17 protein-coding genes are annotated in these 16,626 nt (G+C 73.4%); 9 read left to right on the forward strand and 8 right to left on the reverse strand.

Annotated features, from left to right (window positions below):
• Positions 1 to 4 precede the first annotated feature (4 nt).
• The 3 genes from OHQ87_RS07010 (at position 5) to OHQ87_RS07020 (ending at position 3,528) form a co-directional block, all read left to right on the forward strand.
• Entirely contained in the window at positions 5 to 1,120 is a 1,116-nt protein-coding gene (locus OHQ87_RS07010; RefSeq protein WP_328346058.1) for a class II histone deacetylase, read from the forward strand.
• Positions 1,117 to 1,950, forward strand: coding sequence for a thioesterase II family protein (locus OHQ87_RS07015; protein ID WP_328346059.1), 834 nt, complete (start codon positions 1,117 to 1,119; stop codon positions 1,948 to 1,950). The genes OHQ87_RS07010 and OHQ87_RS07015 overlap by 4 nt, the downstream gene beginning before the upstream one ends.
• Before the next feature lie 126 nt (positions 1,951 to 2,076).
• On the forward strand, positions 2,077 to 3,528 hold the full coding sequence (locus OHQ87_RS07020; protein ID WP_442930797.1) for an MFS transporter: 1,452 nt from the start codon (positions 2,077 to 2,079) through the stop codon (positions 3,526 to 3,528).
• Between the two features lie 75 nt (positions 3,529 to 3,603).
• Here OHQ87_RS07020 and OHQ87_RS07025 read toward each other — a convergent pair whose 3' ends face one another.
• The 3 genes from OHQ87_RS07025 to OHQ87_RS07035 all read right to left on the reverse strand — a co-directional run bounded on the left by OHQ87_RS07025 (position 3,604) and on the right by OHQ87_RS07035 (position 6,075).
• Positions 3,604 to 4,260, reverse strand: coding sequence for an HNH endonuclease family protein (locus OHQ87_RS07025; RefSeq protein WP_328346063.1), 657 nt, complete (start codon positions 4,258 to 4,260; stop codon positions 3,604 to 3,606).
• A gap of 103 nt (positions 4,261 to 4,363) precedes the next feature.
• Positions 4,364 to 5,269, reverse strand: a complete 906-nt coding sequence (locus tag OHQ87_RS07030) for an RNA polymerase sigma-70 factor (RefSeq protein ID WP_328346065.1) — start codon at positions 5,267 to 5,269, stop codon at positions 4,364 to 4,366.
• A gap of 65 nt (positions 5,270 to 5,334) precedes the next feature.
• Entirely contained in the window at positions 5,335 to 6,075 is a 741-nt protein-coding gene (locus OHQ87_RS07035) for an SDR family oxidoreductase (protein WP_328346067.1), read from the reverse strand.
• Positions 6,076 to 6,315: 240 nt separating this feature from the next.
• Between OHQ87_RS07035 and OHQ87_RS07040 the strand changes: the two genes are divergently transcribed.
• On the forward strand, positions 6,316 to 7,089 hold the full coding sequence (locus OHQ87_RS07040) for a dienelactone hydrolase family protein (protein ID WP_442930699.1): 774 nt from the start codon (positions 6,316 to 6,318) through the stop codon (positions 7,087 to 7,089).
• A gap of 124 nt (positions 7,090 to 7,213) precedes the next feature.
• The gene (locus OHQ87_RS07045) at positions 7,214 to 7,483 is read left to right on the forward strand and encodes a GlsB/YeaQ/YmgE family stress response membrane protein (RefSeq protein WP_328346069.1); all 270 of its coding nucleotides are present in this window, start codon (positions 7,214 to 7,216) and stop codon (positions 7,481 to 7,483) included.
• Between the two features lie 72 nt (positions 7,484 to 7,555).
• On the opposite strand, the gene OHQ87_RS07050 is transcribed toward OHQ87_RS07045, so the two are convergent.
• The gene (locus OHQ87_RS07050; RefSeq protein ID WP_328346071.1) at positions 7,556 to 8,797 is read right to left on the reverse strand and encodes a PucR family transcriptional regulator; all 1,242 of its coding nucleotides are present in this window, start codon (positions 8,795 to 8,797) and stop codon (positions 7,556 to 7,558) included.
• Between the two features lie 83 nt (positions 8,798 to 8,880).
• Between OHQ87_RS07050 and OHQ87_RS07055 the strand changes: the two genes are divergently transcribed.
• Both OHQ87_RS07055 and OHQ87_RS07060 read left to right on the forward strand, forming a co-directional pair.
• Positions 8,881 to 9,972 carry a ferredoxin reductase gene (locus OHQ87_RS07055; RefSeq protein ID WP_328346073.1) on the forward strand — a complete coding sequence of 364 codons (1,092 nt, stop codon included), beginning with the start codon at positions 8,881 to 8,883 and terminating at the stop codon, positions 9,970 to 9,972.
• Between the two features lie 14 nt (positions 9,973 to 9,986).
• Positions 9,987 to 11,132, forward strand: coding sequence for a fatty acid desaturase family protein (locus OHQ87_RS07060; protein ID WP_328346074.1), 1,146 nt, complete (start codon positions 9,987 to 9,989; stop codon positions 11,130 to 11,132).
• A gap of 30 nt (positions 11,133 to 11,162) precedes the next feature.
• On the opposite strand, the gene OHQ87_RS07065 is transcribed toward OHQ87_RS07060, so the two are convergent.
• Complete coding sequence (locus OHQ87_RS07065) at positions 11,163 to 12,179, reverse strand: hypothetical protein (protein WP_328346076.1); 1,017 nt, start codon at positions 12,177 to 12,179, stop codon at positions 11,163 to 11,165.
• Positions 12,180 to 12,319: 140 nt separating this feature from the next.
• Here OHQ87_RS07065 and OHQ87_RS07070 point away from each other — a divergent pair, with 140 nt between their 5' ends.
• Positions 12,320 to 12,640, forward strand: coding sequence for a DMT family transporter (locus tag OHQ87_RS07070; protein WP_328346078.1), 321 nt, complete (start codon positions 12,320 to 12,322; stop codon positions 12,638 to 12,640).
• Between the two features lie 105 nt (positions 12,641 to 12,745).
• Here the strand turns inward: OHQ87_RS07070 and OHQ87_RS07075 are convergent, their stop codons facing one another.
• The 3 genes from OHQ87_RS07075 to OHQ87_RS07085 form a co-directional block, all read right to left on the reverse strand.
• Positions 12,746 to 13,729 carry a hypothetical protein gene (locus tag OHQ87_RS07075; protein WP_328346080.1) on the reverse strand — a complete coding sequence of 328 codons (984 nt, stop codon included), beginning with the start codon at positions 13,727 to 13,729 and terminating at the stop codon, positions 12,746 to 12,748.
• Positions 13,730 to 13,933: 204 nt separating this feature from the next.
• Positions 13,934 to 14,113, reverse strand: coding sequence for a hypothetical protein (locus OHQ87_RS07080; protein WP_328346082.1), 180 nt, complete (start codon positions 14,111 to 14,113; stop codon positions 13,934 to 13,936).
• Positions 14,114 to 14,175: 62 nt separating this feature from the next.
• A complete protein-coding gene (locus tag OHQ87_RS07085; protein WP_328346084.1) occupies positions 14,176 to 14,889 on the reverse strand; it encodes a spermidine synthase in 714 nt (237 codons plus the stop codon).
• Positions 14,890 to 15,103: 214 nt separating this feature from the next.
• On the opposite strand from OHQ87_RS07085, the gene eccB reads away from it, so the two are divergent.
• On the forward strand, positions 15,104 to 16,489 hold the full coding sequence (gene eccB / locus OHQ87_RS07090) for a type VII secretion protein EccB (RefSeq protein WP_328346086.1): 1,386 nt from the start codon (positions 15,104 to 15,106) through the stop codon (positions 16,487 to 16,489).
• Positions 16,490 to 16,626: the final 137 nt, after the last annotated feature.

Genomic DNA, 16,626 nt, shown 5'->3' on the forward strand with positions numbered 1-16,626 from the left:
CGCCATGTCGAAGCTCGCCTGGTACAGCCACGAGATCTGCTTCTGGCACGACCCCGGACCGGGGTCGGGCTACCTGCCGGTCGGTCCGGGCATCGAACCCCTGCGCCAGCACGCCGTCGACCCGGACCTGCGCCGGGCCGAGGGGCTGGTCCGGCTGGCCGGGGTGCTGGACCACTACACCCGGGTCACCCCCGAGCCAGCCACCGACGACGAACTGCTGCTGGTGCACGTGCCGGAACACCTCGACCGGGTCGAGGCGGCCTCCGCACTGGGCGCGGGCGACGCCGGGGTGTACGCGTACGTCAACCACCACAGCGCCCAGGCCGCCCGGGTGGCGGTGGGGGCCTGCGTGCAGGCGGCCACCGCTGTGCTCGACGGGCGCTTCGACCGGGCGTACTGCCTGGTCCGGCCGCCCGGACACCACGCCGAGCCGGACCGGGCGATGGCGCTGTGCCTCTACAACAACGTGGCGGTCGCCGCCCGGGCGGCGCAGCGGCACGGGGTACGCCGGGTGCTGGTGCTCGACTGGGACGTGCACCACGGCAACGGCATCCAGCGGACCTTCTACGACGACCCGGACGTGCTCTACGTCTCGATCCACCAGGAGGGGCTGTTCCCGCCCGCGTCGGGGCTGGTGACCGAGACGGGTGCGGGCGCCGGCGTGGGTCGTACCCTCAACGTGCCGTTGCCGGCCGGGTCGGGGCACGAGGCGTACCTGGCGGCGCTGTCCCGGCTGGTCACCCCGGCGGCGCGGGCCTTTCGCCCGGAGCTGATCCTGGTCGCGGCCGGTGTCGACGCGAGCGGTCACGACCCGATGGGTCGGATGATGTGCACCAGCCGGACCTTCCACGCGTTGACCGTGGGGATGTGCGCCCTGGCCGACGAACTCACCGGCGGGCGGATCGTCTTCGTCCACGAGGGCGGCTATTCGGCCTGGTACCAGCCGACGCTGGTGCTGGCCATCGCGTCGGCGATCGCCGGCCTGCCGGAGCCGCCCGATCCCTTCCTGCACTCGCTGGAGCACCTTCCCGGGCAACGGCTGCGACCGCAGCAGAGCCGCGTGGTCGAGCACCTGGAAGCCCACCACCCGATGCTGGCACGAGGAGGGCGGAGCCGATGAACGGCTGGTTGATGCGGGTGGGTGCGGGCCTGCGGCACCCGGTCGACGGCGGGTCCCGGCCCGCCGGCCCGGGCCGCGGCGGGCCGTGGGCGCGACTGATCGCGCTGCCGCACGCCGGCGGCTGGCCGTCGGCGTTCCGCACCTGGCGGCCGGTGCTGCCGGCGGGGGTCGAGCTGCTGGTCGCCCAGTTGCCCGGCCGGGGGCTGCGGGCCGGCGAGCGGCCGCTGCGCCGGGTGGCCCCGCTCGTCGACGGCCTCAGCCGCGCCGTCGCGGAGCTGCCACCGCTGCCGTACGCGGTCGTCGGGCACAGCTTCGGCAGTGTGCTGGGCTACGAGCTGACCCGGGCGATGGAGCGGCTCGGCCGGCCGCCCCGGCTGCTCACGGTGTCGGCCCGCCAACCGCCGTGCTTTCCCAGCGAGCCGCCGTTCGCGCACCGCCGGACCGACGCCGAGCTGCTGGAACACCTGGTGGAGATCGGCGGGATCGGCCCGGAACTGCTGCACCGGGGGGACCTGGTGCGGCCCGCGCTGGCCGCGATCCGGGCCGATCTCGAAGCCATGGAGACCTACCGTCGACCGCCGACCGGGGTGGCGGTGCCGATCCTGTCGCTGGGCGCGGTGGACGACCCGGTGGTCGTCGCCGACCGGCTGCACCTGTGGTCGCTGGAGACGACGGGGGCCTTCACCCGCCGGATGTTCACCGGCGGCCACTTCTACCTGTACGCGCCGGACACCGCAGCCACCATCGCGGAACATCTTTTACCGCTTTGTTTCCCCCATCTGGCGGAACATCAAGAAATGTCCCACCCCAGTGCGACCCTGTCGCGCTGACCACTCCGCACGATCCAGAGAGGAACCACCTTGGGCACCACGAGCGAACCGCAGCACCGGGCGAGCCCCCGGGAATGGCTGGGCCTGGCAGTGCTGGCACTGCCGACGCTGCTGCTCTCCATCGACATGAGCGTCCTGCACCTCGCGGTGCCGCACATCAGCGAGAGCCTGCTGCCCAGCGCGCCGCAGATGTTGTGGATCATCGACATCTACGGCTTCATGATCGCCGGCCTGCTGGTGACCATGGGCACGCTCGGCGACCGCATCGGCCGGCGTCGGCTGTTGCTGATCGGTGCCGCCGCGTTCGGGGTCGCCTCGGTGATCGCCGCGTACGCCGACAGCCCCGCCATGCTGATCGCCGCGCGCGCCGTGCTCGGCATCGCCGGCGCCACCCTGATGCCGTCCACCCTCGCGCTGATCAGCAACATGTTCCAGGACGCGAAGCAGCGGGGGATCGCGATCGCCGTCTGGGTCACCATGTTCTCCGTCGGCATCGCGCTCGGCCCGGTGGTCGGCGGCGCGTTGCTGGAGTACTTCTGGTGGGGCTCGGTCTTCCTGCTGAACGTGCCGATCATGGCGGTGCTGCTGCTGGCCGGCCCGCGCCTGCTGCCCGAGTACCGGGACGCCGACGCCGGCCGGCTCGACCTGACCAGCGTGGCGCTGTCCCTGGCTACCATCCTGCCCGTCATCTACGGCCTCAAGGAGCTGGCCAAGGACGACCCGGGCCTGCTGCCGGTGCTCGCCATCGTCGTCGGCCTGACCGTCGGCGTGTTCTTCGTCCGCCGGCAGCGGGGTCTCACCAGCCCACTGATCGACCTGCGCCTGTTCCGCAACCGCGCGCTGACCACCGCCCTGGTGGCGATGCTGTTCAGCATGCTGATCGCCGGGGGGACGTATCTCTTCGTCACCCAGTACCTCCAGTTGGTGGTGGGGCTCTCCCCGCTGCGCGCCGGGCTCTGGCTGCTACCGGCGGCGCTCGCCCTGATCGTCACCTCGATGCTCTCGCCGGTGCTGGCCGCGCGCTTCGCCCCGGCGCACGTGGTGGCCGTCGGCCTGGCCGTCTCGGCGGTCGGGCACCTCACCCTGGCCCTGGTCGGCAGCGAGGGCGGGCTCACCCAACTGGTGGTCGGCTTCCTCCTGGTCTATGCCGGGGGTGGGCCGCTGATCGCCCTCGGCACCGACATCGTCGTCGGCTCGGCACCGCCCGCGCAGGCCGGATCCGCCTCGGCCGTCTCGGAGACCAGCACCGAACTGGGCATGGCGCTCGGCGTCGCCATCCTGGGCAGCATCGGCACCATCGTCTACCGCAGCCAGCTGACAGTTCCCGAGGGAGCCGCCGCGGGCGACACGCTGGCCACCGCCGTCGCCGCCGCCGAACGGCTGCCCGGGGAGGTCGGCGCGACGCTGCTGGCCTCCGCCCGGGAGGCGTTCACCGACGGGCTGAACGTGATCGGCGCGATCAGCACCGTGATCACCGTCCTGCTGACCGTCGCGGTGCTGACCATGGTCCGCGGACGACCGGCGGGGTCGGACGACGCACCGGTGGCCGACGCCGTGCCGGCGCGGACGGCGTCCTGACCGGCGTCCGCCCGTCGGGCCGGGGCGGGCCGGTGGACCACGCGGCCACCGGCCCGGCCCGGGGCCGCCCCGGGATCAGTAGGCGTAGCTGACCGAGATGGTGACGTTCGGGCAACCACCGGCCAGGCTGGTCAGGGCGTTCTTCTCGGTACTGTCGACGGTGAGCCGCCAGCGGGTCTTGGTGGCGACCCACTCGGTGACGTACCGGCACCGGGCGGTGGCGTACGGCGGCAGCCAGGTTGCCGGGTCCTGGTCGCCCTTGGCCTGGTTGACGTTGTCGGTGACGGCCGCCAACGGCCGGCTGTCACCGAGGTCGTTGGCGTACGCCTGGCGGCGGCTGGTGGTCCAGCTGCGTGCCCCGGAGTCCCACGCCTCGGCGAGCGGCACCATGTGGTCGATGTCGAGGTCACCGGCGGCGGTCCAGTAGGCGTTGTCGTAGTAGGAGTACCAGCGGCCCCCGCTGAGGGCGCAGCCGCTGCCGACGGCGGGCGCGCTGACCGCCTCGGCGAGCAGCACCTCGTTGCGGGTGGTGCAGCCGTCGCCGTCGGCGTCGATCCAGTGCGGGAAGAGGTCCCGGCTGTAGCCGGTGCGATTCTCGGCGGCGACGGTGAGGTCGGCGACGGCGGTGGTCAGCGGGGCGGAGTAGCCGGCGGCCCCGGCGGGGTGGGCGAGGCCGGTGGTGGCGAGGACCGCGGTGAGGATGGTCGCGGCGGCACGCGGGCGTCGGTTCATGGTGCTCCGTCCAGGTGAGATGTGGGCTCCCTGGGAAATGTATAGACGAAGATCGAAGCATTGGTCCAGCACGCGTTCCGTGAACGATGGACGAAATCGCCTGTCAGCGGCGGGCCGGCAGCCGGGCCAGCTTGTCCGGGTTGACCACCAGCAGCAGCCGTTCGATGCCGCGTACCGAGGTGTCAAGCGTGATCAGGGTGACCGGGCGGTCGCTCGCGACCAGCAGCCCGGGGCCGCCGTTGACCTCGACCAGGTCGATAGTCGTCGTCCGCCAGTACTTGCGCCGCACGTTGTCCAGGAAGGTGGTCACCCGGGCCACCCCGCACACGTCGCGGCGGGCCGCGTGCACCCGGCCGCCACCGTCGGAGCGGGCCACCACGTCGGCGGTGAGCAGCTGCTCCAGCGTGGCCAGGTCGCCGTCGCGGGCCGCACCGAGGAACGCCCGCACCAGTTGCCGCCGCCGCTGCGGCGGGGCCGGCGTGGACCCCTCGACGGCGAGGTGCCGCCGCGCCCGGCTGGCCAGTTGCCGGGCGTTCGGCTCGGAGGTGCCGAGCACCTCGGCGATCTCCCGGTACGGGTAGTCGAACGCCTCGCGCAGCACGTACGCGGCCCGCTCGGCGGGGGCCAGCCGCTCCAGCAACAGCAGGACCGCGACGTCCAGCGCCGCCGCCCGTTCCGCGCCCAGGGTCGGGTCGGCGCTGGTGTCGACCGGTTCGGGCAGCCACGGCCCGACGTACGTCTCCCGGGTGGCCCGCGCCGACGTCGCCGCGTTCACCGCCAGCCGGGTGGTCGTGGTGGTCAGGAAGGCCGCCGGGTTGCGTACCCCGCTCCGGTCGACGCCCTGCCAGCGCAGCCACGCCTCCTGCACCACGTCCTCGGCCTCGACGACGCTGCCCAGCATCCGGTAGGCCAGCCCGAACAACCTCGGCCGCACGTCGAGGAACGCGGCCAGGTCCGCCGCCGCCACGGTCGGTTGCCCGTCGGCGGTGGCCCCGGAGCCGGTCGTCATGCACCTACCGTAGGCGGCACGACGCGCGGACCCGACGTCACCCGACGTCGGGTCCGCGCGCAGGGTCAGCGTGCGCGCCACTCGGCCAGCCGGATGCCACCGGTACGGGCGTCGCCGAGCGGGACCAGCGACTGCTCCGTGAGCAGCGCCCCGAAGTAGCGCCCCTGCGGGTCGGTGACCACCGACCGGGGGTCACCGGCGGCGGCCAGTGCCTCCCGACCCAGCTCGTCCATGCCGAACCGCTGCGGCCCGGCCAGCTCCACGATCCCGTCGACAGGTGCGCCGACCGCGATCTCGGCCACCACCGCCACCACGTCGTCGGCGGCGATCGGCTGGATCAGCGCCGGGGGCAGGCGCACCTCGTCGCCCACGACGGCGGACTCGACGATGGCCGGCACGAACTCGAAGAACTGGGTGGCGCGTACCACCGTCCACGGAATCCCGGCCGCCGCGATCAACGCTTCCTGCGCCACCTTGGCCCGCATGTAACCGCTGTCCGGGATGCGGTCGGCGCCGACGATGGACAGCGCCACGTGATGCCGTACACCGGCCTCAGCCTCCGCGTCGAGCAGGGTACGGGTGGACGTCTCGAAGAACGTCAGGACGGCCACCTCCTCGAACGACGGTGAGTTCGACACGTCCACCACGACGTCGGCGCCGTCGAGCGCCTCCGCCACCCCCACGCCGGTAAGCGTGTCCACTCCGGTGCGCGGCGAGGCCGCTACCGCGTCGTGGCCCTGCTGCCCGAGCAGCGCCACCACTCTGCTGCCGATGAGTCCGCTGCCCCCGATGACGACGATCTTCACAGTTGATCCACTCCCTGTCCGTCCGTGGCGGTCGTACCACCCTGCATCCATACGACCGGCCGGGTCGTCGATCCGTGACAGCTCCGGCCCGATTCGCTCGTCGCCCGCCGGCTCCCGGCAGCCGCGGCACTGCGCCCACCGGCCGATCCGCCAGCTCACCAGCGCCGTGCCGGCAGGCCGGTCCGTCGCCGGGTAGCGTTCCGGCGGTGGGTGCGCCGGCACCCGGGTGAGGGAGAGATCATGGTGGCCACGACGACGGTGGAGGTGCCGACCAGCGACGGCGCGGCGGACGCCTACCTGGTCCGGCCGGACGACGACGGGCCGTTTCCGGCGGTGCTGTTCTTCATGGACGCCTTCGGACTGCGCCCCCGGCTCGCCGAGATGGCCGAGCGGATCGCCGCGCGCGGCCACCTGGTGCTGGTGCCGAACCTGTTCCATCGGGCCGGCCGGGCACCGCTGTTCGACCTCGGTGACTTGGCCGACCCGCAGCGGCGCGGCGAGCTGTTCGGGCGGATCGTGCCGCTGATCACCGCGCTCACCCCGGAGCTGATGGCCCGGGACAGCGGGTCCTACCTGGACTTCCTGGCGGCCCGTGACGACGTCGCGCCCGGACCGGTGGCGATCGTCGGGTACTGCATGGGTGGCACCAACGCGCTGCGCGCGATCGCGGCGCATCCGGACCGGATCGCGGCGCTGGCCAGCTTCCACGCCGGCCGGGTCGTCACCGACGAGCCGGACAGCCCGCACCTGGGCGTCGGCGCGGTCACCGGTGAGCTGTACTTCGCCCACGCCGACCAGGACGCGTCGATGACCGCCGCACAGATCACCACGCTGGAGCGGGCGCTCGACGCCGCCGGGGTCAGCTACCGCTCCGAGCTTTACCCCGGCGCCGCCCACGGCTTCACGATGGCCGACACCCCGCTCTACGACGAGCAGGCCACCGAGCGTCACTGGTCCGCCCTGTTCGACCTGCTCGACCGGACCTTCGGGGGGAGCGGCGCGGCGGCCGGATGACGGTCGGCGCGCGGCCTCATGACAGTCGCGTGACATTCGGCCCGGGGCGGCCCTGAGCCGGTTTCACCACCCGGTCGCCGGGGGCAGAAGCCAGGCGACAGCGACTCGTGGAGGGACGGAACACGTGGAAGTACAGGGCTTCTTCACCGCCATCATCATCGGCCTGGTCATCGGAGCGCTGGGCCGGTTGGTGGTGCCGGGCAAGCAGAAGATCTCCATCCTGCTCACCCTGGCCATCGGCGTGGTGGCCGCGATTCTCGGCACTCTGGTGGCCGCGGCGCTGGGCGTCGACGAGACGGCCGGCATCGACTGGATCGAGCTGTTCATCCAGGTGGCCTTCGCGGCCATCGGTGTCGCCCTCCTCGCCGGTACGTACGGCCGACGTCGGCACTGACCTGCGCCCCCGTGCCGGCCCACCCCCTCCCCGGGGCGGGCCGGCACGGCTGTCGGCCCCCGTCCCCGCCGGTCAGCGGTCGGCGGGTTCGTCCTGCCCGGCGGGAGGCGGGAACGCCAGCGCCACGGTCAGGTCGAGCACCGTGCCGGGCTCGTGCAGCCGGTCGCCGTACAGCTCGCGCAGCCGACCCATCCGGTAGCGGACCGTCTGCGGGTGCACGAAGAGGTCGGCGGCGACGTCGTCGCGGCGGCCCTGGTGCAACAGCCAGGAGCGCATCGTCTCGGCCAACCGCGCGGCGGTCGCCGGTGAGAGCGTGGCCAACGGCGCGAGCACCTGGGCCCGCAGGTCGGCGAGCGCCTCCGGATCGGTGTGCAGCACCAGCCGGGCCAGGTGTTCCTCGGTGTCCAGCGCGGCGCCGTCCGCCGGTGGAGCCACGCCGAGGGCGAGCGCCTTCAACACCCGCTGGTACGACCGGGCCACCGCGACCCAGGGGCGGGCCGGCCCGAGCACCGCGCGGTGTCCGTGCAGCACCGTGGCGAGCTGCCGTCTTCGCCCCCCGTGCATGTCCGGTACGAGCAGCAGCGCCGCCTCCTCGGCCCACTGCGTCCCGGCCAGCTCCTCGCCGCTCTCCAGGGTCTGCGGGCCGAGCACGGCGAGCACCGCACGCAGGCTGCTACGCGGCAGCGCCGCCACGGTCAGGGTCTGCGGCGGGGGCCACTCGGCCCGCTCGGCGCTGCGCCGCAGCACCTCCTCCGGTTCACCGGCGAGCAGTTGCTGGGTGAGCCGGTCCAGGTCCCGCCGCCGGGCCCGACCGACGTTGGCCAGCTCGTCGGAGTGCCCGGCGACGCTGGCGGCGGAGAGCTCGTCGATGTAGGCGAACATCAGCTCGGCGAACTCGGCGACCGTCTCGGCGGAGAGCCCGCTGCGTACGGTGGTGGTGGAGACCTCCCGCCAGGCCACCCGCGCCCCCACCCGGTACGCGGCCAGCAGCGAGTCCATGCTCCGCCCCGCCCGCGCCTCCCCGGCGCCCAACGCGTACGCGGCCTCCAGCGCCCGGCTCAGCGGGGTGCTCGGGTCGGCCGCCCCGGCCCGCTCGATGAGCTGGAGGAAGGTGCCCAAGGCGATCCGTACCGCGTTCTCGATCTTCTCGCGCATCTGACCGGTGAGGGTGCCGGAGTAGGCGGGCACCTCGCCGGTGATGGTGGTGACGGTGTGCGCGGCGACCAGCGGCAGCCGGCTGCGTAACCGCTCGGCCACCTGAGCGTCGAGCTCCAGTCGACCGCCAAGGTGGCCGGCTGCCCCCGATTCCGACATGTTGTTCCCCTCGAACAAGAAATCGCGCCCGATTCACCTTCCTGGGTCAAGATGTTATGCGAAAGAGCGAGCACTCTGGGGTCATGACCACCACCGTCCCTCGTCCCCCGGCGAAGGCATCCGTCCGGGACCGGCTGCTCCGGCTGGCCGAGACGGTCACCACCCCGCTGCTGCCGGAGGACTACCTCGACCTGGTCGCGCCACTGCGCGCCGGGGCCGCCCTGCGCGGGCGGATCGTCGCCGTCGACCGGGAGACCCGGGACGCGGCCACCCTCACCATCCAGCCGGGCCGCGCCTGGCGTGGCCACACCCCCGGCCAGTACGTCCGCCTCGGCGTCGACGTCGACGGGGTACGGCAGTGGCGGGCCTACTCGGTGACCTCCGCCCCCGACCGCCCCGACGGTCGGATCACCGTGACCGTCAAGGCCATCCCGGACGGCCGGGTCAGCAACCACCTGGTGCACCGGACCAGGGTGGGCACCGTCGTCCAGCTCGACCAGGCGCTCGGTGACTTCGTCCTGCCCGACCCGGCCCCGGGCCGGGTCCTGTTCCTCACCGCCGGCAGCGGCGTCACCCCGGTGATGGGCATGCTGCGCGCCGGTGTGCACACCCGGGCCGACGTGGTGCTCGTGCACTCCGCACCGACCCCGGACGACGTGGTGTTCGGCGCGGAGCTGCGCGCGCTGGCCGCGCAGGGTGGCATCCGGCTGGTCGAGCGGCACACCGACCGGCACGGGCTGCTCGGGGTCGGCGAGCTGGCCACCCTGGTGCCCGACCACCTCGACCGGCAGACCTGGGCCTGTGGGCCGGTCGGCATGCTCGACGCGGTGCAGGAGCACTGGGCGGCGGCCGGCGTCGCCGACCGGCTGCACACCGAGCGGTTCCGGCCGACGGTCATCGCCCCCGGTGAGGGGGGCACCGTCACCTTCACCCGGGCCGGCCTCACCCTCGACGCCGACGGCGGCACCCCGATCCTCGACGCCGGCGAGGCCGCCGGGGCGCTGATGCCCTCCGGCTGTCGGATGGGTATCTGCTACGGCTGCGTCCTGCCGCTGCGTCAGGGGGCGGTGCGGGACCTGCGTGACGGGACGCTCACCACCGCCGTCCCGGGCGACGGCGTGCTCATCCAGACCTGCGTGTCGGCGGCGGCCGGTACCTGCGACATCGATCTCTGACCAGGAGGCCGGACGTGACAGTCATCCAGAAGAAGACCGACAACCCGATCGCCCACCTGAGCGCCGAGGACATCGAGATCCTCGGCAAGGAGCTCGACGCGATCCGGGACCGGGTGCTAGCCGAGCGTGGCGAGAGCGACGCGGCCTACATCCGCAAGGTGATCAAGACCCAGCGGACGCTGGAGATGAGTAGCCGCGCGGTGCTGCTCTTCTCGCTCTTCCCGCCGGCCTGGGTGGTCGGCACCGCAGGTCTGGCGGTGGCCAAGATCCTGGAGAACATGGAGATCGGCCACAACATCCTGCACGGCCAGTACGACTTCATGCGCGACCCGAAGATCCACTCCACCACCTGGGAGTGGGACCACGTCTCCCCGGCCGACCAGTGGAAGCACTCGCACAACCAGCTGCACCACACGTACACCAACGTGCTCGGCAAGGACAACGACCTCGGGTACGGCATCATGCGGGTCGACGAGGACCAGAAGTGGTACCCGCTGCACCTCGGCCAGCCGCTGTGGAACTTCGTCAACGCCTGCTTCTTCGAGTACGGCATCGCCGCGTACGACCTGGAGCTGGGCCGCAACCTGCGCAAGGGCCGGCACAAGGCCCCCGAGTTCCGGGCCCGGCTGCGCGCGGTCGGCCGCAAGATCCGCCGCCAGGTGCTCAAGGACTACGTCATCCACCCGCTGCTGTCCGGCCCGTCCTTCCTCAGCACCCTCGCCGCCACCTTCACCGCGAACCTGATCCGCAACCTGTGGAGCCACTCGGTGATCATGTGCGGGCACTTCCCCAACGGAGTGGAGACGTTCTCCAAGACCTCGATCGAGGGGGAGACCCGGGGCGAGTGGTACCTGCGGCAGATGCTCGGCTCGGCCAACATCAGCGGTAGCCGGCTGATGCACATCATGACCGGCAACCTGTCCTTCCAGATCGAGCACCACCTCTTCCCCGATCTGCCCAGCAAGCGCTACCAGGAGATCGCCCCGCAGGTGCGGGCGCTGTTCGACAGGTACGGGCTGAAGTACACCACCGGCCCGCTGCCCAAACAGGTCGCCTCCGCCTGGTGGAAGGTCATCCGGCTCTCCCTGCCCGACCGGGAGGCGGCCCGCCCGACCACCGACGAGCGCCCGGCCCGCGCGCTGGCCACCTCCGGGGTCTGACCCGCCGCCGGCACCGTCCACCCGGGCCGGTCAGCAGCCGGTCCAGCGCGCCGGGCTGAGCCGTCCGCCGGAGGTCCAGCCGACCACCGTGCCGTCGTCCGCTATCGACTCCGCCTTGAGGTAGTGGACACTTCCCCCCCGCCCCGGCAGCGGCGTCACCCGGTCGCCGTGCCCCACTGCCGCATCGCCGACCACCACGCCGCTGGTCGTCACGCCGTATATCCGCCAGCCCACCGCCGGATGGACCGGCGTCACCTTCCCGGTACGCAGGTTCCACCGATACGGGGTCCCGTCGCCCTCGTCGGGGGTGTCGTCCGCCCCGCCGGCCGCCCAGTCGCCCCGGGCCGCGCTCGCCCAGGAGCGCGGCTTGCCGGGCACGGCGAGCCAGTGGATCCCTCCGTCCGGGCGGCGCACCCAGCCGGCGTAGTGCGTCGTGCCGCCCGGCGCGACGGAGGTGCCGACGACACTGCCGTCGTCCAGGACCGCGTCGGCGCTCCCCTCGGTCAGGGGCGTGACCGTCTCGACCGTGCCCGGTCGGTCCGCCGGCCACCGCAACGGCAGTTGGGTCTCGGTCGCCTCCACCGAGCCGTGCCCCACGATGTCGCCGCGTGCGTTGATCCCGGTGGCCCAGACGTTCGAGACGGTTCCCGGAACGGGCAGCTCCGTCAACTGGCCGTCCTGGTACCGCCAGGGACGGTACGTCGCCGAGATGGAGCCGTTGCCGATCACGACCCCTGCCGTGTTGACGCCGGTGACCTCCCCGGCCAGCGGGGTGGGCACGGCGGTGACCCGGTTGCCGCGCCAGAGCAGCAGCAGCGGTTCCCACACCCCGTCGGTGATCCGGGCGCCGGTGCCCGCGACGAACCGGTTGGCCGGATCCACCGCCTCGGCCTTGCCCTGCGTCGCCTCGGCCGGCAGCGGCAGCGGATGCAGCACGCAGAGTCGGAGGCTGTCCTGGCGTGGCCCGGCAACGGCCGCACCGGGCAGGCCCAGCGCGGCGGTGAGCAGGCCGACGGCGACCCCGGCGAGCATGCGGTGGCGGACCATGGCGACTCCGATCGACAGCTGTTGCGGAAAACCCCGTACTCAGCGTGCGGAGCACGTTACCCGAACGCTCCGATCGTGGTGTGCCGGTACGAGCGGTGGCCGGTGCGGGATCATGGGGAGACGCACCGGAGGGATCCGAGATGGCCTACGTGTTCCTGCTGATCGCGATCAGCGCCGAAGTGGCCGGCACCAGCCTGCTCAAGGCGACGCAGGGGTTCACCCGGCTCTGGCCGACGGTCGGGCTGGCCGCCGCCTACCTGCTGGCCTTCGGCATGCTCGCGCTGGCGGTGCGGGACATCCCGGTCGGAGTGGCGTACGCCGTGTGGTCCGGCCTCGGCACCGCTGCGATCGTCGCGGTCGGCGCGGCCTTTCTCGGTGAGCCGTTGAGCGTGTCGAAGGTGATCGGGGTGGGCCTGATCATCGGGGGAGTGGTGGTGCTCAACCTCGGCGGGGCGCACTGAGCCGGCCGCCCCGGGTGCGGGCCGGCCGGCTCAGGCTCCGGCGGCGGCCGACGGCGACCGGCGCAGTGCCGGTGCCGCAGGCCCGCCTGTGGGATCCGTCGACGGTCAGCAGCCGACCCAGCGCATCGGGGTGACCCGGCCGTCGTTACGGAACCCGACGACGACGCCGGTGTCGGCGATGGCCCGGGTGCCGGTCCCACCGGGCAGCACCCGCGAGGTGCCACCCCGGGCGATGCGGTCCCCGCCGACGACCACCCCGCGCGCGTTGACGTCGGTGACCGACACCAGCTCGTCGGCGAGCCGGGACCACGAGCGGTCCCGCAGATCCCAACGCACCTTCACCGCGTTGGCGCCGCCCAGGTCGACCCGGCCGACCGCCCAGTGGCCCGCCGCGGCGTCGACCAGGGCGGTGCGGGCACCGGGCACGGTCAGGTCGGCGACCCGGCCGTCGGGACGACGGACCCACGCCGTCCACTCCGCGAAGTCCCCGGCGTTGCCGACGATGGTGCCGTCCTGGGTGATCGCCGCGGGCTGGGCGTCGGGCCGCGGGATGTCCAGCACCTCGACGGTGCCCGGCCGGGCCGCGGGCCAGCGCAGCGGGTGGTAGCGACCGGTGGTCCTGTCCTCGGCGGTGCCGACGATGTCGCCGGCCTCGTTGATCGCCGTCGCGCCGACGCTCTGGGACGGTGCGACGGGAAGCAGGGTGAGCTTTCCGCCGCGGTACACCCAGGGGCGGCTGTACGCGTCGATCCAGCCGTTGCCGAGAACCGTCCCGTTGGTGTCGACGTCGGCGACGTCGCTGACCAGGGGCGACTCCAGGGTGGTGAGCCGGTCCCGGTCCCAGACCAGCAGAAGGTCACGGTTTCCGGTCTCCTCGACCCGCAGCGCGGTGCCGGCGACGAACCGGCCGGTCGGGTCGATGGCCTCGGCGTCGGCCCGGTACACATCGGGTGGGTAGGCCAGCGGGCGGACCGTGCAGCCCGACCGGCTCTGGCCGGCCACGGCCGGTGTGCCGGCGACGCCGACCGGGGCGGCCAGCAGCCCGACGGTCAGGCCGGCGACAGCGGTACGTCGTGCGAGGTGGGTCATCGTCACTCCCCGTTCGGGTCCCGGGGTTGTCCCGGGCACTTCCGATGACCGTCACACGTACGCCGGGGCGTGCCGGTTGCGCCGCTGTCCGATCCCGGACCGACCTGTTGCGCTCCACCCGGCAGGGGCGGGGTTCGTGGGGAGACGGTGGGACCCGGGTCCGCACTGTGGGACCCGGGTCCGTGACGTGGTTACCGGCGTGGGTCAGTGGCGACCCGCCGAGTGCCGGTGCACCGACTGCCGTCCCCGGACGAACGCCAGCACGATCACCGCCAACAGCGCGATGACACCGATGATGGCCAGCCAGCGGACCGCCTCCAGCAGCAGCCCGAGCAGGATGAGCGCGCCGCCGACGACACCGACGACGAAGAGCATGGCCCGCATGTCCACCTCCTCTGACAGCACTGACCTGCCTGCGTTCCCGTTCCGTGCCGTCGTATGCCTGGTCAGCGCCGGGCGACGTAGACGGTGTTGGCGGACTCGCCACCGGTCAGCGGGTTGGCGAACGCGACGACGTGGGCCCGCCAGGTCGGGAACACCTCGGCGAGGACCCGGCCGAACGCGTCGTCCGGCGGATCGTCCGACCAGAGCGCGAACACCCCGTCGGGATGCAGCAGGTCGGCCAGCCGACGCAGGCCGCCGGCGGTGTAGAAGGCGGCATGGCTGGGGTGCAGTACGTTGCGCGGGGAGTGGTCGACGTCGAGCAGCACGGCGTGGAAACGCCGGCCGGGCTGCTCCGGGTCGAAGCCGGTGCCGTCGGCGACGGCGGCGAAGAAGTCCGCCCGGACGAACCGGGTCCGCGGGTCCGGGGCGAGGCCGGCGGCGAAGGGGAGCAGTTGGCGGCGGTGCCAGTCGATGACGTCCTCGATCGTCTCCACCACCAGCACCGAACGCACCCGACCGTCCTCCAGGGCGGTACGGGCGGTGTAGCCGAGGCCGAGACCGCCGACCACCACGTCGAGGGGCTCGTCACCCAGCGGGGCCAGGCCCAGCCGGGCCAGTTCGATCTCGGCGACCGGAAAGAGGCTGGACATCAGGTACTCGTCGTCGAGCTTCACCTCGTACACGTCGACGTCGAGGGCGGGGTCCCGCCGCCGGCGCAGACTGATGGCGCCGATCGGGGTCTCCCGCCAGGCCAGTTCCTCGAATCGCACGCCCACCCGGCCGTCCTTCCACCGTCGTCGTGCCGGGATGCTACCGGGGCGACCGGTTCGGATCGGTGTCGGCTCGCGCGGCGCCGTCGTAGGGCGGCGTCATTCGTCGGACGACCGACCGGACGCGGCTCCGCGGCCGCTGCCGGCGTCGCGACGCAGGGTCCACGGGACATCGACGCAACGCATATCCTGTCCGCCGAGGACTCGCGGAAGGGACGCCATGCCGTCGCGGCAGGACCAGCTCCACTCCTACCAGTTCACCATGCAGCGGGCCGTCGCCGCCCTGGTCATGCGGGAGACCGACCCGGCGCGTTCGCCGTTTCGCCGACTGGCCGGAGCGGGTCTGGCCAGCGTGCTGGTGGCGGCGATCGGCCTGGGCGGTTTCGCGCTCTACGGACTGTTCGCCGGCGGCGGGTCGAAATGGCGGGACACCGGCGCGGTGATCGTGGAGAAGGAGTCCGGGGCCCGGTTCGTCTACCGCGACGGCCGGCTGCACCCGGTGCTCAACTATGCCTCGGCGCTGCTGATCGTGGGGGCGGACCGGTCCCGCACGGTGCTGGTGTCGCGGCGGTCCATCGAGGGGGTGCCGCGTGGGCTGCCGCTGGGCATCGCCGACGCGCCGGACTCGCTGCCGGCGTCCGGGCGGCTCTCCACCGCGCCGTGGACGGTCTGTTCCTGGGAACCGGCCGAGGCCGCTCGGGCCGCCCCCCGGTCGGCGTTGCTGATCGGCCGGGAGGTGACCGGCGGGCGGCAGCTCGCCGAGGAGGCGGTGCTGGTCCGGCACCCGGACGGCTCCCTCCACCTGATCTGGCACCAGCGCCGGCACCTGCTGCGGGACACCGCCCAGGTGCTCGCGGCCCTGGCCGCCACCCGGGAACGCGCGGTCCCCGCCGCCCCTGCGCTGCTCAACGCCCTGCCGGCGGGCGTCGACCTGGCCCCGCCCGCGCTGGTCGGCCTCGGCGAGCCCTCGTCCGAGGTCGCCGGTGCCGCGATCGGAGAGGTCTACCTGGTCCGCAACTCCGGTGGTGGCCGGCAGTACGCGGTCGCCGAGCGGGACGGCCTGGCCGGCATCACCGAACTCCAGGCGGCGCTGCTGATGGCCCGCACCGGCCAGGACGAACCGGCGCCGATCACCCTGGGCCGGTTCGCCGCGCTGCCCAAGCTGCCCGATCTGGTGCCGACCGGCCCGACCGCGCCGCCGCCCGCCCCGCCCCGCCTGGCCGGTGCCGACGGTGGCGCGCTCTGTGCCAGGGTCGGCACCGACGGCGTGGTCCAGGACGTACGGATCGGCACGGCCACGCCGGATCCCACCGCCGCCGCTCGTACCGCCGACCGCTCGGGCGGGGTGCGCGTCGACCACGTGTTGGTCGAGCCGGGCCGGGGTGCGGTGGTCGAGTCGGTGGCCGCGCCGGGGGCCGGCGGTGGCGCCGTGTCGGTGGTCACCGACCTGGGCCGCCGTTACGTGCTCGCCGACGTCGAGGTGCTCGGCATGCTCGGCTACCAGGGGGTCACCCCGGTACGGCTCCCCGCCGGCCTGGTCAGCCTGGTCCCCGCCGGCAGCACCCTCGACCCGGTCGCCGCCCGGTCGGCCGCCGGCCCGTCCTGACCGGCCCCGCCGCGGAGGCCACCCCCGGCGATGATCGACGGAGGTACCCGGTGATCGACGCCGGGGTGACGGCCGTCCGGGCGGCGCGGGCCGGCCGTCGTCGCCGGGCGGCACCCGGGCGGCCCTGATGGCGCGGG

Source organism: Micromonospora sp. NBC_00421, assembly GCF_036017915.1.
Lineage (GTDB): Bacteria > Actinomycetota > Actinomycetes > Mycobacteriales > Micromonosporaceae > Micromonospora.